Below are 23119 nucleotides of genomic sequence, written 5' to 3'. Positions count from 1 at the left end.
TTTGTTGGCCTGACGGTACGTCCTGAGCAACTTCAAAGCATCACTTTGAAAGCAGCGCAAGGCAGCCCAACGTGGCGGCATCCATGCCGCCTTCACGATCAGACCTTCATGAAACTGATAAAAAATACGCTTTTTATCTCTATTCAAAAGTCTTCAATTCGTGAAATCCCTCTCCCTCTGGGGGAGGTTAGGAGGGGGTAAAATTATTTATTCTTCGCAAAAGTTCCATCAAGATATTGTTCAAACGCATGATAGTTAATGCGTTCATACAACTCCTGACGGGTTTGCATGGTATCGACCACATTCTTTTGCGTGCCTTCTTTACGCAGGGTCTCATAAACATTTTCTGCGGCCTTATTCATGGCACGGAATGCAGAAAGTGGATACAGCGCAATGCTGACATCGGCAGAAGCCAATTCTTCAGTAGTAAATAATGGCGTTGAACCAAATTCAGTGATATTGGCTAAAACAGGGACTTTAGTTAGATCCGCAAATTGCTTATACATGGCCAATTCAGTGATCGCTTCTGGGAACAGCATGTCTGCACCCGCCTCGATATACGCCCCTGCACGGTCAATCGCCGCCTGCAAGCCTTCAACCGCAAGTGCATCAGTACGTGCCATGATCACAAAGCTATCATCAGTACGAGCATCGACTGCGGCTTTAATACGATCGACCATTTCTTGTTGAGTCACGATGGCTTTATTCGGACGGTGACCACAACGTTTAGCACCGACTTGGTCTTCGATATGCATCGCAGCAGCACCAAACTTGATCATCGACTTAGTGGTACGCGCGATATTAAAGGCAGAAGCACCAAAACCCGTGTCGACATCAACCAATAATGGCAGGTCACACACATCGGTAATACGGCGTACATCGGTCAAGACATCATCAAGGTTACTGATGCCCAAATCAGGTAGGCCCAAAGAACCTGCGGCAACACCACCACCAGACAAATAGATCGCCTTGTAGCCTGCACGCTTTGCCAATAATGCATGGTTGGCATTGATCGCACCGACCACTTGTAATGGTTTTTCATTTGCGACCGCGTCGCGGAATAGCTGACCAGCAGACTGTTTAGCCATGTTGTTGTTCTCCTTGATTTTGTAGCAATGTTTGCTCAACAATTTTGTAGGATGCATTGATGTGACGGTGCATCAGCATTTCGGCAAGCTCACCGTCACCTTCAGCAATCGCATCTAATATGCGGATATGTTCATCCCAAGCTTTACTTGGTCGATCTGGGGTATTTGAAAACTGGATTCGATACATACGGATGAGGTGATACAGCTCATCGCATAACATTTTTTCTAAGGTTTTATTGCCACTGCTTTTGATAATGCAGTAATGGAAATCGTCCTGACCTTCTTGCAGATAGTAGCCTTTACCTGCTTTAAAGTTTTCATCTTCGGCATGCATGCGCAATACATCACGTAAGGCCAGAATCTGTTTTTTATCAATATGCTGTGCTGCAAGTTTGCAGGCTAAACCTTCTAAAGAGGCACGAATTTGATAGAGTTCTTGAAACTGTTGCAATGAAAGCGAGACTACCCGCGCACCGACATGCGCAGTTCGCTCCACCAATTTTTGCCCTTCCAGACGGTGAATCGCTTCACGTAAAGGCCCGCGACTAATGCCATAAATACGCGCCAGTTCAGGTTCTGAAATCTTGCTGCCCGCAGGAATATGTCCCAATACAATCGCCGACTGAATTTGCTTGAATACGTGTTCCGTCAGGGTCATTCCCTGACTTGTGCTGAGGGCTTGAGGAACAAGGGTATCTTGCATATTGTCGACAATCTCTACAATTTTTATGATTTTATAACCAGATAAAAGAAAAAATGCAATAGGATTGTCGACAATAAATTAGACTGATGCTTTCAATCCGACCTGATTGTGATCACTCAGTGGCTGATCAATAGACTGCCAAAAACCTTATATAAAAATAGAAAAAACAATAGCTTAATAGTATTTCCACTCATCACCCAACCCTAAGCTTTGATCGGCTGAACAGGCTTAGACTGTTAATGCTACGACCATGGTATGACAGCTTGATTGTAGACAATCTTTATAATCAGCTTGTAGCGACAAATTTTGTAAGTAAATACTGCACCAAAATGTAAATAACAGCGTGCTTCATGCAGTCTTTATTGATACATTATTGGGCATCAAAGGTTCCGCTTCTAAAGCGCCAACCTCTCCAGACATCTATGCACTTTGTTGAAGAAAAGGACATTGTTAATGTTTCAACATATCCCACCTTATGCAGGCGATCCAATCCTTTCATTGATGGAACAGTTCAATGCTGATCCACGTGCTGAAAAGGTAAACCTCAGTATTGGTTTGTACTATAACGAAGACAGTATCGTTCCTCAGCTTGATACCATTATCGAAGCGCAAAAACGTATTGCACCTAAAAATACGCAAACCAAGCTTTATTTACCAATGGAAGGTTTCAAACCTTACCGTGATGCGATTCAAGCCTTATTGTTTGGTGCAAACAGCCCTGCAATTCAACAAGGTCGTGTTGCAACGATTCAAACGCTTGGTGGTTCTGGCGCATTAAAAGTCGGTGCAGACTTCTTAAAAACCTACTTCCCAAATTCAGAAGTTTGGGTGAGCCAGCCAACTTGGGATAACCACGTTGCCATCTTCAATGGTGCAGGCATCAAGAGCAACTTCTACCCGTACTTCGATGCTGAAACACGTGGCGTTGATTTTGATGGGATGTTGTCTACGCTGAAAACATTGCCAGAACAAAGCATTGTGTTATTGCACCCATGCTGCCATAACCCAACAGGTGCAGACTTGAACCCAGCACAATGGGATCAAGTGATTGTGGTATTAAAAGAGCGTAACCTGATTCCATTCCTCGACATCGCCTACCAAGGTTTTGGCGATGATATGGAACAAGATGCTTATGCCATTCGTGCATTAGACCAAGCAGGTCTAAACTTTATTGTCAGCAACTCGTTCTCTAAAATCTTCTCACTTTACGGCGAGCGTGTCGGTGGTTTGACTTTCGTATGTGATGATGCAGAAGCAGCAAAATGCACATTCGGTCAGTTGAAAGCAACAGTACGTCGTATCTATTCTAGCCCACCTACAACAGGTGCTTGGTTGGTTGATCAAGTGTTAAATGACGCTGATCTCAACCAACAATGGCAAGGCGAAGTCAAAGAGATGCGTGAGCGTATTATCAAAATGCGTAGCATCTTAAAAGATGAGCTAACTAAAGCCCTTCCTGAGCGTGACTTTAGCTACCTTGTGAACCAAAAAGGCATGTTCAGCTACACTGGTTTAACCGCTGAGCAAGTGGACATTCTTCGTGAAGAATATGCAATCTACTTGGTACGCAGTGGCCGTATCTGTGTTGCAGGTCTGAACATGAACAACGTATACAAAGTTGCCAAAGCAGTGGCTGAAGTTTTAGCAAAATCTGCTGCAACCGCTTAAGTTGTAACGCATAAAAAAGGCGCTTGAAGCGCCTTTTTTATTGCCTGTTTTTTTTGGATTTAGGACTTGGTCTTGCCCCAATACTTCAATTTAGAAGTCTGTCCAATCCCGACATTAAAACAATTATTCGGATCAAGTTTCTGATAGAAATTGGCCAAAGCAGGCTTGGCAATATATAGATGCCCAACATTGTGTTCGGCAGGATACTCTGCGCGACGAGCATCCAGTAAATGCCACATTTGATGTTCCATCGCTAAAGGATCATTGCCCTTTTTAAGGATGTAATCCTGATGAAACACATGACAAAAAAAGTGCCCATAATAGAGTTTATGAATGATCTGTTGTTCCATCTGCGCAGGCAATTGCTCGACCCATTCACGATCATTACGACGTAAGGCAATGTCCAAAGCCACAATATCTTCAACCTCATCTCGATGGGTATCACGATAACGAATCGCAGCACCTGCTACCGCAAAACGATGCAAAAAGGCTTTACGTCCTTCATCAGCATCACAAAGAAAAAAATTGCCCGAAGCATGTACCGCAAAATAGTCTTGTAAAAATTGCTCGGTCTGGGCTTTGCAATTATTTTCAACGCGCAACATCAGGTGATGCTCATAATGATCGCGATATTCGGTCATTCGTTTAGGTAAATGACTCGGCAACAAGGCCGTGATCGCTTGTAACAGATGATCGGTCAGCCCTTTGATTTTAAATTGTTCTAAAAAGCCATCGACCTTGTCTTTAAGTGCAAAGGCTTTGGGCACATTGGCGGTGCCAAATTTCTCAATAAACAGGAAGGTATCTTTGCCGTATTTTTCACCAATATGATAAGCATCGCGGTGAATGTATTCCCCTGCAATCGGCAAGCTTGGCAATGAAGTCAGTAAATAACGACGAATCGCGGTTAGATCATCGGCATCATTTGTACCAATATAAAAGACACTGCTCTCTACCTTTTCATAAGTATCAAGACGCACTGCAAACACGCAGACTTTTCCCGCTGAACCTGAGGCTTCAAACAAACGTGAGGGATCAGCATTAAAACGTGCCGGGCTATCGGCATCAACTTGGGTGACATCTTGCGCATAACGTTGATCGGATGCCTGCTTTTCAATATCATCTAAAATATCTGTGGCTTGATAGCGCTGCTGCTCTAAACGGGTCAGGATTTCTTCTGGGCTTGAGCCTAAATTCACACCCAGATGATTGACCAACTCCAGCTGACCTTGCGCATTGACCTGTGCATACAGCGCCAGTTCGGTATAAGCAGGCCCACGACGTACCAAGGCGCCACCTGAATTGTTACACACCCCGCCTAAGACCGAAGCACCAATACAGGAAGACCCAATCACCGAATGTGGCTCACGATCATAGCCTTTCAGTAGCTGCTCCAGATTATCCAAGGTCGCCCCCGGTAAACAAATCACCTGCTTACCCTCATGAATGACTTGAATGCCTTTTAAACGGCGCGTACTCATCACCAAAACAGGTCGATCATAATTATCGCCATACGGTGTTGAACCACCCGTCAGCCCCGTATTGGCCGCTTGCATGATGACGATACAGTCCGCTTCAATCGCGGCTTGTAGCACCTGCCATTGTTCCAGCAAAGTGCCGGGGATCACCACCGCAAAGACTTTCCCCTCACCAAAACGACGACCTTGCCGATACTGGCGGGTACTTTGATCATCACTCAGCACATGTTGTCGCCCAACGATCTGCTGTAAACGATCAATCACCGCTTTGGGAGAAAATGTTTGCATGATGGCTCCTTTGGATCATCCATTTATAAAACTAGACCAACACGACGGAGTCTTACTGTTTGTCATTTATCATTTGAGTAGCTCATTCTTCAATTTGAATCAGCCCTATATTTACTATCGCGGTTGGCGGCAAGGATGCCGCCTGCTTCAATGCGGTAGCAAGGACGTACCGTCATCGAAGCAAAGGTTTTTGGTTACTTTTTTAAAAAAGTAACGTCTGTTAACGGCTTATATCGAACTTTTCTCGATAAGACTCCGTCGCACCAATCTCATCAGAAATAGACAAGCGACGTATTAATACGAAAATTTAGAGTTTCAAAGCCTGTACCAAACAATCCGCATTAATCTCTTGAATCGACTTAGCACCCGTCAACGTCATTGCCACCCGCATTTCCTTCTCAATCAAATCCAGTAAATTCGACACCCCTTGCCCACCCGCAGCAGCCAAGGCATACACAAAGGCACGACCCAATAACACTGTATCCGCACCAAGTGCCAACATACGAACCACATCCAGACCATTACGGATGCCTGAATCTGCCAGAATCGCTAGATCGCCTTTGACCGCATCGGCAATCGCAGGCAAGGCCCGTGCAGAGGACATCACCCCATCCAGCTGACGCCCACCATGATTGGAGACCACGATACCATCGGCACCAAAGCGCACCGCATCTTTGGCATCTTCAGGGTCCAGAATGCCCTTAATCACCATCGGACCATCCCAAAACTCACGAATCCACTCCAGATCTTTCCATGAAATTGATGGATCAAAGTTAGAGCCTAACCAGCCGATATAGTCCTCAAGCCCTGTCGGTTTACCTAAGTATTTCGAGATATTGCCCAAATCATGCGGACGGCCACACATCCCGACATTCCATGCCCAATGCGGATGCAACATCGATTGTAGATAACGACGCATGGCAGCATTGGGACCGCTCATACCTGAATGGGCATCACGATAACGCGCCCCTGGGACTGGCATATCCACAGTAAACACCAATGTCGAACAGCCTGCGGCTTTAGCACGTTCCAAAGCATTACGCATAAAGCCACGATCACGCAACACATACAGCTGGAACCACATTGGACGCTGAATGGCAGGTGCCACTTCCTCAATCGGACAGACTGAAACCGTCGATAAAGTAAACGGAATGCCTTTTTGATCCGCAGCCACCGCGGCCTGCACTTCACCACGGCGTGCATACATACCTGTTAAACCAACAGGTGCCAAAGCCACTGGCATCGACAAGGTTTCATTAAACAGCTTGGTTTCCAGACTCAATGCCGACATGTCATTCAGCACCCGTTGGCGCAAGGCAATTTCAGAAAGATCCTGCACATTACGTTTTAAGGTATGTTCCGAATATGCTCCACCATCGATATAGTGAAATAAAAAGGGCGGTAACCGACGTTGCGCCGCAGCACGATAATCATTGCCAGAAGAAATAATCATTTTGAATCAACTCTAGTTAAACGTGTTGCACGTTTCTGGCGAGCTTCATCTTCGCCCAGAGCACGTACATGATTAATCACAAATTCAATATGACCACACACGGCTTGGCGTGCGGCCTCGGGATCTTGACGATCAATCGCATCCATCACCTGAAAATGCTGCTCACTGAGCAAGTCACCATTGACAGGATGGTTATAAACTTTGTTACGCCCGAGTAAAACGTTGTATTGCAGCAAGTCAAACAGACTACGCATCATTTGAATCAGCACAATATTGTGTGAAGCTTCGGCAATCGCTAAATGAAATTCAGCATCCGCCACCGCCGCCCGAGCTGAATCCCCAGCATTTTGATAACGGCTGATCTCATCAAAACAATGATGGATTTTGGCACGATCTTCAGGGGTCGAACGCAGTGCAGCGTACCATGCAGTGCCGCCTTCTAGCAAAAGCCGCGCTTCCTGTACATCAAAACGGTACAACGGATCTTCTTCAATCAAATGACTGATCGGATTAACGATCAGCTGTTGCGGCCACTGCTCGGGTAATTGTTGAATATAGGTGCCATCACCACGGCGGCTACTGAGCACGCCCTGACTATTCAACTGTTGGATCGCTTCACGTAAGGACGGACGAGATACGCCCAAGCTGGTCGCAAGTTGACGCTCGGCAGGCAAGCGATCACCTTGTTTCATCTGGCGTTGCTCAATGAGTGCCTGTAATTTCATGACCACTTGATCGGAGATTCTCATCACATTTCCTTGATTAGCGTTATGGAATCATCCACGGCACCAGATAAGCCTGAACCGTGACAATGATGCCAACAAAGACTGTAAATATGATGCTATGTTTTACCGTGAAACGGAACAGGTCCGATTCTTTTCCAACCAAGCCCACGGCTGCACAGGCAATCGCAATCGATTGCGGTGAAATCATCTTGCCCGTTACCCCACCACTGGTATTGGCTGCCACCAACAACACTTCTGGAATACCAATTTGCTGGGCTGTGGTGGCTTGCAATGCCGAAAACAGCGCATTGGATGAGGTATCGGAACCGGTCAGGAATACCCCCAGCCAACCCAAGAAGGGCGAGAAAAAAGTAAATGCATGACCTGTATGTGATAACGCTAAAGCCAAGGTCGCAGAGAGACCTGAGTAGTTGGCAATAAAGGCAAAGGCCAATACCATGCCGATCGAATAAATCGGTGTTTTTAGCTCATTTAAAGTTTCCGCAAAGGTACTGACCGCATCAAGGGTTTTCATTTTCAGAAATATGATGGTGATGATGGCGGCAATAAAAATCGCTGTACCTGTGGCAGAGAACCAGTCAAATTTATAGATCGCTTCATAAGCTGTGGTTTCGGGCACAATCGGTGGCATTTTTTCCACCAGCTTATGCAGATACGGGACTTCGATTTTAAAAATCCAATCGGCCAAGGCACCGTCTTTGGCAAATAATGACTTGAATGGTTTGATACTCCAAATCGTCACCATCAACGTCAAAATCATAAACGGCGACCATGCTTTGGCAATCTGTGCAATGCTATAACGCTGTTGTGATGAGGCCGCATAGCTAGCTGCTTGTTCATCAGTCATTTCAAAACGGAAAATATGTTTCGGTTTCCAGACACGGAACAGCAAGGTCAAACTGACCAATGAGGCAATTGCAGCGGTAATATCAGGCAGTTCTGGTCCCAAAAAGTTTGACGTCAAATATTGTGCAATGGCAAAAGCACTACCACCGACCAGTACCGCAGGCCAAGTCTCTTTCACGCCACGCCAGCCATCCATGATTGCCATAATCCAGAACAGCACAATAATGGTTAAAAAAGGCAATTGGCGCCCCACCATCTGGCTGATTTCCATGGTATCGACACCTGAAACCTGCCCAGCCACAATAATCGGAATCCCCATGGCACCAAAGGCCACAGGTGCTGTATTTACAATCAAACAGAGACCAGCTGCATAAAGCGGTTTAAAACCTAGTCCAACTAATAATGCTGCGGTAATCGCAACTGGTGCGCCAAAGCCTGCCGCACCCTCCAGAAAAGTTCCAAAAGCGAAGCCAACCAATAGCATCTGTAAACGCTGATCTTCAGTAATCGATAGAATACTGGAGCGAATCACATCAAACTGCCCCGTTTTTACCGAAATTTTATACAGAAAAACCGCCCCGATAATAATCCATGAGATCGGCCATAAACCATAAAAAAAACCATAAACCACGGAAGCAAATGCCATTTCTACGGGCATCTGATAAAACACTAAAGCGATGACAAGGGCAAGAATCACGGTACAAGTTCCTGCAATACTGCCCTTTAAACGAAAGACCGCCAAAGCCAAAAAGAAAAAGATAATCGGAATCAGTGCAACGGCACTAGATAACCAAATATTATTCAAAGGATCATAAAGTTGTTGCCACACATTAAGCATTCTCATCTCCTTGAAATGCTGGGCGCTATTTTGTTTTCGCTTCGAGATAAAACATCACTACATATATTGGTAAGACCAATATAAATTTTATTGGTAAAACTTATCCATTTACACAAGCAATCCATCTTAATTATATGAATTATCAGGAGCAACCCTTGATGGCACAGCAATATTGGTAAGACCAAAAATAATTAATGTCAAATCAATCCTTTTCTGTTGCTGTGGACTTTCAGCATTCGACTAAAGTCTGATAAAAAATATCCGCCCCATCTATCATGTGTATGGTTCAGGTCACCAATAATGAAAGACAAAACTATAAATATGACTTTTAAACGATATCTGTATAATCTGTTCACAACTCAAAACAGCGATTGAATTGAACAAAATGACGCAACTGACTTGCTTTAAAGCCTACGATATTCGCGGCAAACTCGGTACCGAACTGAATGAAGAGATTGCCTATAACATTGGTCGTGCCTATGGACAAATCTATCAGCCAAAAACCGTGGTGATTGGTTGTGATATCCGCTTAAGCAGTGAAGGTTTAAAACAGTCAACCATTCGCGGTTTAAATGATGCAGGAGTGAATGTGCTTGATTTAGGTATGACCGGCACAGAAGAAGTCTATTTCGCAGCTTTTCATTTGGATGTACAAGGCGGTATCGAAGTGACTGCCAGCCACAACCCAATGGATTACAACGGCATGAAATTGGTGCGTGAAAATGCACGTCCAATCAGTGCGGAAACAGGCTTAAAAGAAATTCAGGCACTGGCTGAATCAGGTCAATTCATTGAAGTTACAAATAAAGGCACTACCCAACCCTACAATATTTTGCCTGAGTTTATTGAACACCTACTCACCTATATTGATCCACAAAAAATTAAACCGCTTAAACTTGTGGTCAATGCGGGCAATGGCGCAGCAGGTCATGTGATTGACGCCATCGAACAAAAATTCCAGCAACTAAATATTCCGGTAGAATTTATTAAAATTCACCACGAAGCAGATGGTCGCTTCCCGAATGGTATTCCGAACCCAATCTTGATTGAAAACCGCGACAGTACCCGTGACGCAGTGCTGCAACATCAGGCTGATATGGGTATTGCTTGGGATGGTGACTTTGACCGTTGCTTCCTGTTTGATGAAAAAGGCCAGTTTATCGAAGGTTATTACATCGTTGGCTTATTGGCACAGGCCTTCCTGATCAAACAATCAGGTGAAAAGATTGTGCATGACCCGCGTCTGGTCTGGAATACCTTTGACATCGTCGATCAATACCAAGGCATCGCAGTACAGTCTAAATCTGGACATGCTTTCATTAAAGATGTCATGCGTGAACACAATGCCGTGTACGGCGGGGAAATGAGCGCACATCACTATTTCCGTGACTTTGCCTATTGCGATAGCGGTATGATCCCTTGGTTACTGACCATTGCCCTGCTTTCGGAAACAGGCCAATCGCTTTCAACTTTAGTTGAAAACATGATTGCCAAATTCCCATGTAGTGGTGAAATCAATTTTAAAGTGGCGGATACACAAGCCACTGTACAAAAGATCTTTGATCATTATGCCGATCAAAATCCGCAAGTAGACCGTACCGATGGTGTCAGCCTTGATTTTGGCGCATGGCGTTTAAATGTCCGTGCTTCGAATACCGAGCCGTTACTGCGTTTAAATATTGAAAGCCGTGCCGATCGAAACCCACAACCGATGCAATATTATGTCGATGAATTAACGGGGTTAATTCAGGGTTAATTCAGCCCAATAAAAAAAGGAGCATATTGCTCCTTTTTTATTGCTGTTCTATTTAGTTAAAGCCGTTGGGATTCTGCTTCTGCCAATTCCAACTATCCGCCAGCATATCTTCCAACGTATATTGAGGCTGCCAACCGAGCTCGCTCAATGCACGTGTATTGTCTGCAAATGAAGTGGCGACATCGCCTGCACGACGTGGTGCAAATTCAAATGCAACAGGCACAGCATTGATTTGCTCAAAGGTATTTTTAACTTGTAATACAGATGAGCCATTGCCCGTTCCAATGTTCCAAGCACGACAGCCTTGCGCAGATAAGCGATTATTTAAGGCACACAAATGCGCATTGGCCAAATCGACCACATGGATATAATCGCGAACCCCTGTACCATCGACGGTGTCATAATCATTGCCATAAATGGACAATTTTTCACGACGGCCCACCGCGACCTGTGTGACATACGGCATCAGGTTATTTGGAATCCCCTGCGGATCTTCACCAATCTGACCGCTTTTATGCGCGCCAACAGGGTTAAAATAACGAAGTAAAGCAATCGACCAACGTGCATCTGCTTGTGCCAGTTTTTGCAGCATTTGCTCAACAATCAGTTTGGTATAACCATAATTGTTATTTGGCATTCCTGTTGGCATATCTTCATTCAAAGGCGAAAGATTAGCTTCGTCATAAACCGTGGCAGATGAGCTGAATACCAAGCGGAATACACCCGCGCGCTCCATCGCCTTGACCAACTGGATACTACCCGCAATATTATTATCAAAATAAGCCAATGGAATCTGCTGGCTTTCACCAACCGCTTTCAGACCAGCAAAATGAATCACCGCATCAATCTGATGGTCTTGGAAAACTGAATCTAACTCAGCCTGATTGCGAATATCACCCTGCACAAACACCAAACTTTTATTTGCTAACGCTTCTACTCGACGTAAAGATTCATCTGAGCTGTTTGAGAGGTTATCAAAGGCAATCACCTCGTGACCTGCAGTAAGCAACTCTAAACAGGTATGGGAGCCAATATAACCCGCACCACCTGTGACTAAAATTTTAGCCATCTATTTTTCCTAACAATATTTTCAACAAACCTTGCGTCGATGTATCAAAAGCAGATAAATCATCTTGCTCACGGTTTAAAATCGGTAACAGTTGATTGGCAATCTCTTTACCTTTTTCAACGCCCCATTGGTCAAAGGGATTAATATTCCACAATACCGACTGCACAAAAACTTTGTGTTCATACGTCGCGATCAGCATCCCTAAACTATAAGGATTCAGCTCTTTGAGTAAAATGGTTGAACTTGGCTGATTGCCTTCGTATTGCTTATAAGCAGGTAAATCTTCAAGTTCATCTGCTGCCAAAGCTTGATTGCCAAAGGCCAATAATCGCGACTGCGCCAAACAATTCGATAAGGCCAGATGATGCTGTTCTACCAAAGCCTCTGCACTTTCAGCATAAGTAAATTGATTGGCATTATAGCGTTTCACAGGGGCAATAAAGTCACAACTGACTGAATGCGTGCCTTGATGCAGCAACTGATAAAAGGCATGCTGAGCATTAGGTCCAACCTCCCCCCACACAATCGGGCAAGTTGCGGTATTCACCTTTTCGCCATTACGCTGAATCGATTTACCATTGGACTCCATTTCAAGCTGCTGCAAATAAGCAGCGAAATATTTGAGTCGGCCGTCATAGGGCAACACAGCATGGGTTTGGATTTCAAGGAAATTATTATTCCATGCCCCTAACAATCCCATCAATACCGGAATATTCTGCTGAAATGGTGCTGTTTGAAAATGTTGATCAATCTCGTGCGCGCCCGCTAACAACTGCTTAAAACCATCAACCCCAATCGTCAGCGCAATCGGCAGACCAATACATGACCACAGTGAATAACGACCACCGACCCAGTCCCATAGCAACAGCTGTTTATCAGCGGCAATACCCCATTCCGTCATTTTTTCAGGTTTGGTCGAGACCCCAATAAAATGATTCTGCAGAATTTTTTCATTCTGTCCAAGCGACTTTTCTAACCATTGACGCACAGTTTGTGCATTCGACAAGGTATCAATGGTGCCAAATGACTTCGAGGAAATAATAAATAATGTCGTTTCTGGGCGCAGCTGATGTAGCAGGTCAGACAGTTGACTACCGTCCATGGTCGAGACAAAGTGCACATCTAAAGGCTTTGTACTCGTCACCTTAAAATCGGAGAGTGCATGGGTCACCATGAGTGGGCCGAGATCAGAACCCCCGACTCCAATATTGACCACATCCTGAATGACTTCACCTGTTGCGCCACGGTATTGTCCAGCATGGATTTTATCCACCAAAGCATACATCCGCTCCAGCTGTTGCTGTACCTGTTGATTCTCATGAGGAAAATCTGGACTCGATTGTGGCAAGCGTAGAGCCCAATGCATGGCTGCACGATGCTCGGTATAATTGATTTGTTCCGAAGAAAATAATGTCTTAATCCATTGTTTTAAATCTTGTGCCTGAGCTAAGTCGACCAAGCCATTTAAAATATTTTGATCAATACGATGTTTACTAAAATCTAGAACAATTTGATCATGTTCAACTGAGAACCGTTTAAAGCGTGAGGGATCTGCTGCAAATAAAGTCTTGAGATGAACCTCTTTAATTTGCTTTTGCAAAGATGATAAATGCTCAAGCACTAACGCTGGTGCCTTAACGGCAAAAGGCTGAATTTGCTTGATCATCATTAACGCCCCACGCCCATATATGCGAAACCTTGTAATTTCACATAGTCTGGATCATAAATATTGCGACCATCCAATATCAAAGGATGTGCCATCAGTTGTTCGAGCTGTTTAAAGTCCGGACTCCAATATTGTTTCCATGCGGTTAACACACATAGACCGTGCACATTTTTCACCGCATCATACTGATCATCACAGAGGACTAAATCGTCACGCTGCCCATACATCTGTTTAATTTCATCCAAAGCCTGCGGATCATGTAGATGAACCGTCACCCCTTGTGCCCATAGTGCTGCAAGCATTTGGTGAATGGGTGATTGCTGAATACTTGAGGTATTTTCTTTAAAAGAAGCCCCCCAAATCGCAACAGACTTGCCCTTTAAATCACCATGATAATAATTCCAAAACTTACGGAATAGGATTTCTTTTTGTTGCTCGTTAATTTCCCATACTTGTGCAAGCAATTGGCTTTTCAACCCTGTATTTGCAACGGTATTAGAAAGTGTCAAAATATCATGAGAAAAATTTTCACCACCAAAACCAGCACCAGGGGCTAAGTAAGCTGAACCAATCCGGTTATCCGCCGCCATGCCTTGGCGCACAGACGCAATATCAATTCCCAGTTTCTCTGCCACTACCGCCAAATCATTGATATAGCTAATCCGTGTCGCCAACATACCTGAAATACTGAGCTTGGTAAATTCAGCATCTAAAATCGGCATAAACAGATATTGCTGGGCCAAAGGGAAAAAAGGCCGAAGCAATTCTTTTACTTTGATCTGAACATCGGGTTGAGTACATCCTACAATCATTTGTTTTGCTTGAGTTAAACTCTGTAAAGCATTTCCTTCTTGAATCGTATCTGGTAAATAGACCCAGTCATCTTCGGAAAGGATTTGCTTAAAGTGATCAGTCCCCTGTAAACCAAAGGTTGAAGCATTAATCATCAGTTTTGGATGAATAATCGGGCGCTGTTTTAACGACTGTAGCAGTTGAAAAACTTGTTGTTCTTGTGTTTGATTAAAACTAAATAAATAGGCATCTATATCTAAAGGGATAGCATCCAAATCACGATAACTGAGAAAACCACTGTTTAACTGTTGTTCCAGTAAACGGCTAACATTTTCATCATGAAATGAGTACTGCTGATCAGCGGAATTATCATTGAGATGTGAGCACCAATACACAAAGTGCCCAGATTCAGACAATAATGCAGACATCACGCCTGCATATAATGTATTGCCAAAGATTGCAACTTTCATAACCACATGCCCTAAACTACAGGGCCAATTCTTGAATTAAGCCCTTAAAATCTGCGCCCAATTTGGGATGCTCAATACCATAGTGTAATACAGCTTTTAGGTATCCAAGCTTACTACCACAATCGAAAGTCTGCCCTTTCATTCGATACGCTTCAACAGCTTCTGCTTGCTGTAATGCTGCGATGGCATCAGTGAGCTGAATTTCATTTCCAGCTCCACGTGGGGTATTTTCTAAAAGCGCCATAATCTGTGCTGGTAAAATATAACGACCAACCACAGATAGATTTGAAGGTGCTGTACCGACCGCAGGTTTTTCAACAATTCCCTGCATAATCGTACTTTCACCTTCTTTCAGAGAAACAGCAACATCTACAATACCATATTGATCAACCAAATGATCGGGCACGGCCTCAACCATAATTTGCGCGGCTTGGGATTGATCAAAACGTTGGATCATGCGAGACAAATCATTATCAGACGTCTGATTTTTGACTAAAACGTCTGGTAATAACACAGCAAAAGCCTCATCTCCAACGATGTCTTTTGCACAAAGTACAGCATGTCCAAGCCCTAAAGGTTGTGGTTGGCGTACGCTAACTACACTGACATGCTTCGGCAAAATATCAGTAATCTCTTTGAGTAAATCAAATTTCTTTTTTTGTTCTAATGTTGTTTCAAGCTCAAAATTACGATCAAAATAATTCTCAATCGATGCTTTAGATGAATGCGTGACCAAAATGATTTGCTCAATACCAGCTTCAATCGCCTCACGCACCACATATTCAATCGCAGGACGATCCACAACCGTTACCATTTCCTTTGGAATAGACTTGCTTGCTGGTAAAAAACGTGTGCCTAAACCTGCGACAGGTAAAATTGCTTTTTTGATCATATTTAAAATCTTTACTTTACAATAGAACTAGATTGTGACTCTGTACCAGTGAAACGACTCGCCCCAACTTGTTGATCTGGCGCATTAATCCCTTCTCTTTTCATCATAACATCAACGGTTTTCAGCATGATTTTAAAATCCAATACTGTATTATGTTTTTCCACATACTGGACATCTAAATCAAACTTTTCCTCCCAAGATAAATTATTACGTCCACTCACTTGAGCGAGCCCAGTCATACCAGGTTTGACCTCATGCCTACGCATTTGATCGGCTGTATAGTATTCAAGAAACTCTGGCATTTGTGGTCGAGGTCCAACAATACTCATGTCACCCTTTAATACATTGAATAATTGTGGCATTTCATCCAACGTTGTTGCACGCAATTTTTGGCCAAATGGTGTAATACGCTGTTCATCTGGTAAAAAATTGCCTTGTGAATCAACCGCATTTTTCATTGACCGAAATTTAATCATTTTAAAGATTTTACCATTTATTCCAGGTCGTTCTTGGCAAAAAAAGATAGGTGAACCTAAATGCTTACGGACTTTGTAAGCAACAAAAATAAAAACCGGACTAAGAAGTAGAATTGCTATTGATGCAACAACAATATCAACGAGTCTTTTCATTTTCAGCATTTAAACCCATAATTTCAAATAATTTTTCATTTACTTTATTTACATCGAACTTTTCTTGAGCAATTCTGTAACTTTCCCGCCCCATAATATTGACCTGTTCAGGATGCTCAATGAAATAGCACATTTTATCAGCTAATACTTGAACATTCCACTTTGGTACAAGAAAACCATTTATCCCATCGATGACAGTTTCCCTACAACCAGGTACATTTGTGGTAATTACAGGACGTCCGATTGCCATTGCCTCTTGAGTACTGCGTGGTACACCCTCCCGGTAATATGAAGGTAAAACAAAAACTGATGTATTTTTTATACGTTGTGCTACATCTTTTACAAATCCAGCATATTCTACAATATTTAAGCTCACCAATTCATCAAGCTGACTTTGTGTTAAACCATATGGGTTTTCCTTATCAAGCCCCCCAATAATCTTAAAAATCGCTTGTGGATATTTATTTTTTACAATTTTAGCAGCTTCAATATATTCATAAATTCCCTTTTCTGCCAATAAGCGGGCAATAAAAATAAATGAAACTGGCTCCGTCTCATTCCATTTTGTATACGAATATTCATCTAAATTAAGACCAATAGGTCCTAATATATTAACAGCACTATTTTTATGCCAAATCTTATGCTTTTTAATTAAATCTACAGGATCATCCGAGTTTAAAAAAATAATCTTATCCAAAAATGGAAAAACTATTCTATATAAACAGATTTGTATAAAACGAATAAGTTTAACTTTTAAACTTTGCCCATTTTTGTGAATTGTAAATGGAGTACCTAGCCCTTCCACCATTCCTATGATCTTCGGAGTATGACTTAGCTTCGCAGCCAATGATCCGTATATAATTGGTTTGGTAAAGTATGAAAAAACGAGTATCGGTTGAATTTGAGCAATCTTAGACTTCAACTCGATAAGTGTTTTTAAGTCAGCAAAAGGATTGACACCTCCTCGACTCATTTGATAAGGAATCGGTATACAACCTAATTCTCTTAATTGTTCAAGTTCATTCGAAGAATACTCACTAGTAAAAGTATAAACCTCGTATCCCAAACCAATTAACTGCTTGATCATATCCAAGCGAAACCCTAGCAAACTTGATGCCGTGTTTCCAATTAGAACAACTTTTTTACTATTAACTGTCATTTTAAACACTTAAAATTTTATCTAAATTTGCTTTATATCGCGCTTGATCAGAAACAGTAATATTGTTTACTCTACGCATCTGTAGAATAAACATTAAATTAAAGAAGTTAAATATTTTCACAATAATTTTTTTTAGTTCAAACTTAAAAACTATTTTATTTTTCAAGTTATTAGAAATAACTCCAGCGTAATACCTATTGATTACTTCTATTTGTGTATTATAACCTTTAATCATCTTTTCTTTTTTGACATTTTCCACCTCACGATAATAGTAAAGAGGCTCCTGTAACACATTGTATTTTAAATCATTTTTTATTGCAGCAGAAAGCCATAGCTCATAATCCTCCGCCAACGCATTATCTTCTCTATACGGATTTCGTAAACACCATTGCTTTTTTGCGAGCATAGATGCATGTAATAAATTTGTTAATCCACCAAGAATCTCATTCGCTTGCATGATCCGATTTTCAGGTAATCTTTTTCCCAATACCTCGTTACTCTGATCAATTGAATACATACCTGTTGTAACCAAATCATATTCTGGGTTTGCACTTAAAAAAGCATATTGTTTTTCTAATCGCTCAACATCCATTAAATCATCAGCATCCATGCGAGCAATTAGGTTAAATTTTGCTTCCTTGATGATTTCATTCAGTCGAGTTGGGAGTTTTTTATTTAAACCATCAGATATTACACGTACTCTAGAGTCCAATTGCTCATATTTTTTTGCTATATCTAGTGAACCATCTGATGAACCATCATCGACCAATATCAGCTCCCACTCTTGGAAAGTTTGTGCCAATACCGATTTAATTGCATCTTCAAGATATGCTGCAGCATTAAAAAAAGGTATTCCGATAGAGATCATAAAACTATTTCCAAACAAATACAGATTTATACTTTTATCTTATTCGGATCATAGATCGAAAAAAGATAGATAAGTAAGAGATATGGCAGAAGATTGGTTACACCTTTAGCATTTAGCACAACAAGTATGCCAGCTAAGAGTAACTTAGCTATAGTACTAATATATTTCTTATTTATTTCTAATAGCACATAAAAGTGAATAGACAAGAAAATAATCAGGCCAATTATACCATTTACAAAAATAATTCGTAAAAAACCTACATCAGTATCTTGGTAGTAGAATCCTGTATTTACATCACGGTATAAGCTATCTCCTATCAGCCAAGTTTTGATGTTATTAGGAAGTATCTCATACATACTTTGCAAATCAGACACAGAGTCTGAAGCTTGCGAAGAAGAAAAGTCTGTTAAAAAACCAAAACCAAATTTAATTAAAGCATCTAAATTTTGTAAATAGGATGAAATAACTATTGAACCCAAAAATAAAACACCACCACCAAAAACAAAATATTTATATGTAGACTTATTAAAAAATTGAGTCAATACTAAGAGAACAAAACAAATGATACCAAATATGGTACTTCTTGCACTAAAAAGACCTAGCATCATAATGACCAAAGCCATTAGAAAAAATAAGTATTTTTTTTCATTTTTTATTAAATATTCAGCTGCAACAATTAAGATAAAGCAGTTTAAAATAGCCGAGCCAAAAAAAGGTGTCCCCAATGCAATCAAACGCATTTTAGCAAAACTTTCAACATTATCTAACTGCACATTATCAGAAAATATCGAAAATAAAATATTATAAAAAGCAGGATTTAAAAATGCAGCAAGACTCAAACATAACTGAAGAAAAACACAAAATACACCCAAATAAAAGATCTTATCAATATTACCAGCAGGGAAAAATTTAAAATAAAGGTATACTAAAAATCTAACGTAAAAAAGAGATAGAATTGTATATATAAAAAATTCTCTAAAAAAGAAGAAATCATTATACTGGTTTACTAAAAAAGATATTAATCCAATAACAAAAAAAATAAAAATCAGTATAAAAAAATTAACTACCCCTTTGTATGCTTTACCAGTTAAAAAGTCTTTTCCCAGTAACAGCAAACCTAAAGGAGATAAAAAATAAAAAATAGGTAAATCAGAAAAAAATAACTTAATATTAATTAAATAAATAAATAATAAAATAAAGAAAATAAAATTTTTAAAAACTCCATCATTTATCACAGCACACCTACATATAGCCATTTTATCAATGCTTAAAGCATGATTGTTCATATACTTGAATCCATTGCTCAAGCATAACGTCTACGCTAAACTTTTCTACAGCAATCTGATGATATAAGCTTCCAAGTTGACTCTTGTTTCCTAATAAAGAGACTTTTATCAATTGATTGCTTAGATCGATTTCATCACCACTCTTAACAAGAAATCGTTGGCCTTCTGGTAAAATTTCAACCACACCACCAACCTCCGTAGCTACAACCATTTTTTTACAACTCATGGCTTCTATAATTACTGTGGGTAGTCCTTCCGTTGTACTACTTAGACATAAAATATCTATAGCGTTCATATAGTCTGCAATTTTATCTGTAAAAGGAATATAAATCAGTTCATTTGTCAGATTTAACTCTTTTACTGCACTTAAGACACTATCTTTTTCCGTACCATTTCCAATTAAAAAAAATTTAAACTTGACTCTTCCTTTCAACCTTACAAGAGCTTTTAGAAACAATTCAATATTTTTCTCAGGTGCCAATCTCCCAAATGAGCCATACACGGTAGTCTCTTCATCAATAGAATATTGACTACGCATAAAATTTCTTATCTCATTGTTTTCTTCAAATTTTTTTATATCAATGCCATTATATACAACTTGGCTCTTTAAGTTGTTATTAATAATATTGTATTTCTCATAACTTTTTAGGCTAGCAGAACTAACAAATGTCATTAAATCAACAACATGATTTATTTTCTTAAATATTTTCATATAATGAGTTTGAGATTCACTTTTGCTCAAAGTCCCATGTTCTGTACATATTAACTTTATATTATTAACAAAAAACTTCTTAATGATAGAAACCAATAGATGACTAAATATAGTATGACTATGAACTACATCTGGACTTTCATTTAATATAATTTTTCTTAGTTTAAAAATTGCTTGAGGTAAATCTAAAATATTTTTCACACCTAAAGTTTTCACATTAGGTTCTAAGATATCAGCCGGTTTATCAAAAATAGATACAACAACAACTTGATAGTTTCTTACTTTTAAATGTTTTACTAAATTTCCAACTATCGTTGTTACTCCACCAACAACTAAATCAGGAACTAAAAGTAAAACCTTCATTTGAATCTCACCATTACTGACATGAGTTTAATTAATATTTGATTAATTTTACTATACTTTTTTTGAATAAAGCATAATTTTAGCATCTTAAGCAAAGCCAAAATATAGCTTTTTTTTACAAACATAAAATCATTAAAATAGCTTAAACTTTTTTCATAGACTCTAATTTTTGTGTCAATCATTTTGATTAAAATTTGTTTATCATTCGCCATTAATCCAACATTTAAGCGATAAACGCCTAAATTCTCACCAATATGATATATTGAACCAAACTTTAAACTCTCTAAATGCAATTCGAAATCATATGTATTTTCCTCCATACACTCAATAAATTTAATTAAATGTTCTTTAACAAACATTTTAGATGAATGCGCAAAAAAAGGCATATTTTTCATATAAAATTTCCAACTATACTCTCCATCTTTAAAATGCCAAAATGCCTTATCCGTATCACCATATTGATCAATAGAACAAACATTATGTGAACAAATAGCAAAGCCCTGTTCCATTTTCTCATATTGTTTTTGTAATTTATTTGGCAAAGAAAAATCATCACCATCTATATGAGCAATGTATTTACCTTTGGCTAATTTATATACTTGCTTAATATTTTCAACTGCGCCAACATTTTTTTTATAGAACAAAGGAACAATCAAATCAGGATATTTTTCGATATATTTTTGCACAATTTCTCTAGTGCGATCTGTGGAACAGTCTTCACCTACAATTATTTCAAATTTAAATTTCGTTTGCTGCGAAACTAAGCTTTCTAAACACTCAGCAATATAATTTTCCTGATTATATGTTACAACACAAACTGAAACCTGAATATCAGTATTATTCATGACGCACTCTTTAATAATTTATGTTTTAGTACGCTTCTTACTGAATTCGAGCACAATAGTGCAATAAATAGACTCATGATACTAAAGATGGCTATTTGCATAAATGCAACTAAACGAAGCTGAGAAAAGTTAAAAAAATATGATATTGAAAAAGCAAAAAGAGATACCATAAAAATAGTCGGCAAAAAAGATTTAAACCATTTAGTATTAATACCAGTTTCTATTTTCATATGAACAAAGCTTACCCAACTTAATAAATAGACTATTTGAAATATAAGCCAAACCCATCCTGCTCCAATTGCCCCATAAATTTGAGCAAACCAAATTATAACAGGTATCAACAAAACAACACTGATGATATTGCCTAAAAAATGATATTTTAGATCACCTTTTGCATATTGCAAATAATAAGGGAAAGCACCTAACGCTAATAAAGCATTACCTAAAGCATATAATTTCAATATTGGTGCAGTTTTCGCCGCTAACAATGTATCTCCAGTCCAAACATATAGTATTGGCTCAGCCAGTGCAGATAGAACAATGCCAGCAGAAACAACTATAACAGCTATAAGCTGAGTCGAGTTTAAATAAACTTCGCGCATCTCAGCAAATTTTTGCTCGCCTTGTAAGTGAGCCATTCTTGGCATAATAACTGAACTAATTGGTGTGCTAATTTGCAATACTCCACCAGCAACTAACACCGCCAAAGAGAAATATCCATAATCAGATAAAGTTAAAATGCCTGATAAAACAAATTTATCTAATTGGGTCAGCAAAACCCATACTGAAGAGGTAAAAGCAATTGTTAAAGCAAAGCCTAACAAAGGCTTAACGGGAGCCAAGGACCAACTCAAAACATCACCAGAATTAATTTTAGGTAATAACGTATAAGTTTTTATTAAAAATATAAAGAACTCAAAAATAGCTATAATAAGTTGAAAAATAAAAAAATTATTTACATTAAAACCAAAGCAATACATGTATATTAATACACCAGGAAATCTGAGTGTGGCAACTAGAGTATTTATCCCACTCAACCACATAATTTTTTCAAAGCCAGATATCACCCCTCGATACAAACCCGTCATCCAACGTAGTGCAACGCAAATTGCCATGACCTGTAATGCAAATAAAACATCCGTAATATTTAGGCTCTGAAGTTTAAGCCAGTTCAAAGCAATATAATTATCAAGACTCAAAATCAATGTTGTACCGATTAGTGAGATTGCTACAAAAATTATGCTTAATGCTCTGAATAATTGACGGAAAACTAAAGCTGTTCCCACCCCAGCATTAAATTGAGCTGTTTGTCTGCTAATTGTTGGGGTTAGACCAAAATCAAGTAGCATGAACAGACCTTGTAACATGGTAAAAAAGCCAACCAAGCCATAAGCTTCTGCTCCCATATATTTCATGTATAGCGGCAGAATAAGAAGGCTAATCACAATAATATAAATTTGGCTGATATAGCTGGCAAAAATATTTATTTTGAGTTTTGACAATT

Annotated in this window: 19 protein-coding genes; 2 read left to right on the top strand and 17 right to left on the bottom strand. The window is 40.0% G+C overall.

Features of this window, described 5'->3' with window-relative positions:
* Window positions 1–203: 203 nt before the first annotated feature.
* The gene (prpB, locus tag NDN13_RS14925) at window positions 204–1088 is read right to left on the bottom strand and encodes a methylisocitrate lyase (protein ID WP_005209856.1); all 885 of its coding nucleotides are present in this window, start codon (window positions 1086–1088) and stop codon (window positions 204–206) included.
* A complete protein-coding gene (locus tag NDN13_RS14920) occupies window positions 1081–1791 on the bottom strand; it encodes a GntR family transcriptional regulator (RefSeq protein WP_005186499.1) in 711 nt (236 codons plus the stop codon). The genes prpB and NDN13_RS14920 overlap by 8 nt, the downstream gene beginning before the upstream one ends.
* A 453-nt stretch (window positions 1792–2244) precedes the next feature.
* Here NDN13_RS14920 and NDN13_RS14915 point away from each other — a divergent pair, with 453 nt between their 5' ends.
* A complete protein-coding gene (locus tag NDN13_RS14915; RefSeq protein WP_004801828.1) occupies window positions 2245–3459 on the top strand; it encodes an amino acid aminotransferase in 1215 nt (404 codons plus the stop codon).
* A gap of 59 nt (window positions 3460–3518) precedes the next feature.
* On the opposite strand, the gene dld is transcribed toward NDN13_RS14915, so the two are convergent.
* From dld to lldP, 4 genes are all read right to left on the bottom strand, one after another.
* Window positions 3519–5225 carry a D-lactate dehydrogenase gene (gene dld, locus NDN13_RS14910; protein WP_251116024.1) on the bottom strand — a complete coding sequence of 569 codons (1707 nt, stop codon included), beginning with the start codon at window positions 5223–5225 and terminating at the stop codon, window positions 3519–3521.
* Between the two features lie 307 nt (window positions 5226–5532).
* On the bottom strand, window positions 5533–6678 hold the full coding sequence (gene lldD, locus NDN13_RS14905; RefSeq protein WP_241305418.1) for an FMN-dependent L-lactate dehydrogenase LldD: 1146 nt from the start codon (window positions 6676–6678) through the stop codon (window positions 5533–5535).
* Window positions 6675–7409, bottom strand: a complete 735-nt coding sequence (gene lldR, locus NDN13_RS14900) for a transcriptional regulator LldR (RefSeq protein ID WP_235716447.1) — start codon at window positions 7407–7409, stop codon at window positions 6675–6677. The genes lldD and lldR overlap by 4 nt, the downstream gene beginning before the upstream one ends.
* 37 nt (window positions 7410–7446) lie before the next feature.
* The gene (gene lldP / locus NDN13_RS14895; RefSeq protein ID WP_251116023.1) at window positions 7447–9114 is read right to left on the bottom strand and encodes an L-lactate permease; all 1668 of its coding nucleotides are present in this window, start codon (window positions 9112–9114) and stop codon (window positions 7447–7449) included.
* A gap of 379 nt (window positions 9115–9493) precedes the next feature.
* Here lldP and NDN13_RS14890 point away from each other — a divergent pair, with 379 nt between their 5' ends.
* Window positions 9494–10864, top strand: coding sequence for a phosphohexomutase domain-containing protein (locus NDN13_RS14890; protein WP_251116022.1), 1371 nt, complete (start codon window positions 9494–9496; stop codon window positions 10862–10864).
* 52 nt (window positions 10865–10916) lie between these two features.
* Here the strand turns inward: NDN13_RS14890 and galE are convergent, their stop codons facing one another.
* Genes galE through NDN13_RS14835 form a run of 11 tightly spaced genes read right to left on the bottom strand, consistent with a single transcriptional unit; the run spans window position 10917 to window position 23117 of the window.
* The gene (gene galE, locus NDN13_RS14885; RefSeq protein ID WP_251116021.1) at window positions 10917–11933 is read right to left on the bottom strand and encodes a UDP-glucose 4-epimerase GalE; all 1017 of its coding nucleotides are present in this window, start codon (window positions 11931–11933) and stop codon (window positions 10917–10919) included.
* Window positions 11926–13602 carry a glucose-6-phosphate isomerase gene (gene pgi, locus NDN13_RS14880; RefSeq protein ID WP_251116020.1) on the bottom strand — a complete coding sequence of 559 codons (1677 nt, stop codon included), beginning with the start codon at window positions 13600–13602 and terminating at the stop codon, window positions 11926–11928. Before pgi ends, galE begins: the two co-directional genes overlap by 8 nt.
* Window positions 13602–14861: a nucleotide sugar dehydrogenase gene (locus NDN13_RS14875; protein WP_251116019.1), complete on the bottom strand. Its 1260-nt coding sequence runs from the start codon at window positions 14859–14861 to the stop codon at window positions 13602–13604. Before NDN13_RS14875 ends, pgi begins: the two co-directional genes overlap by 1 nt.
* A gap of 16 nt (window positions 14862–14877) precedes the next feature.
* Window positions 14878–15753 (bottom strand): UTP--glucose-1-phosphate uridylyltransferase GalU, encoded by an 876-nt coding sequence (gene galU, locus NDN13_RS14870; RefSeq protein WP_251116018.1) that lies wholly within the window; start codon window positions 15751–15753, stop codon window positions 14878–14880.
* Window positions 15754–15764: 11 nt separating this feature from the next.
* On the bottom strand, window positions 15765–16382 hold the full coding sequence (locus tag NDN13_RS14865) for a sugar transferase (RefSeq protein WP_285292154.1): 618 nt from the start codon (window positions 16380–16382) through the stop codon (window positions 15765–15767).
* Window positions 16366–17541 (bottom strand): glycosyltransferase family 4 protein, encoded by a 1176-nt coding sequence (locus tag NDN13_RS14860; protein WP_251116016.1) that lies wholly within the window; start codon window positions 17539–17541, stop codon window positions 16366–16368. The genes NDN13_RS14865 and NDN13_RS14860 overlap by 17 nt, the downstream gene beginning before the upstream one ends.
* Before the next feature lies 1 nt (window position 17542).
* Entirely contained in the window at window positions 17543–18409 is an 867-nt protein-coding gene (locus tag NDN13_RS14855; protein WP_251116015.1) for a glycosyltransferase family 2 protein, read from the bottom strand.
* Window positions 18410–18435: 26 nt separating this feature from the next.
* Window positions 18436–19695, bottom strand: a complete 1260-nt coding sequence (locus NDN13_RS14850; protein WP_251116014.1) for a hypothetical protein — start codon at window positions 19693–19695, stop codon at window positions 18436–18438.
* Complete coding sequence (locus NDN13_RS14845; protein WP_251116013.1) at window positions 19670–20770, bottom strand: glycosyltransferase; 1101 nt, start codon at window positions 20768–20770, stop codon at window positions 19670–19672. Before NDN13_RS14845 ends, NDN13_RS14850 begins: the two co-directional genes overlap by 26 nt.
* Window positions 20767–21615 (bottom strand): glycosyltransferase family 2 protein, encoded by an 849-nt coding sequence (locus tag NDN13_RS14840; protein WP_251116012.1) that lies wholly within the window; start codon window positions 21613–21615, stop codon window positions 20767–20769. The genes NDN13_RS14845 and NDN13_RS14840 overlap by 4 nt, the downstream gene beginning before the upstream one ends.
* Window positions 21612–23117 carry an oligosaccharide flippase family protein gene (locus NDN13_RS14835; RefSeq protein ID WP_251116011.1) on the bottom strand — a complete coding sequence of 502 codons (1506 nt, stop codon included), beginning with the start codon at window positions 23115–23117 and terminating at the stop codon, window positions 21612–21614. Before NDN13_RS14835 ends, NDN13_RS14840 begins: the two co-directional genes overlap by 4 nt.
* Window positions 23118–23119: the final 2 nt, after the last annotated feature.

Source organism: Acinetobacter sp. C32I (assembly GCF_023702715.1).
GTDB lineage: Bacteria > Pseudomonadota > Gammaproteobacteria > Pseudomonadales > Moraxellaceae > Acinetobacter.
Note: the sequence above shows the minus strand (reverse complement) of the source record. Positions and strands in the feature narration are given on the sequence as shown.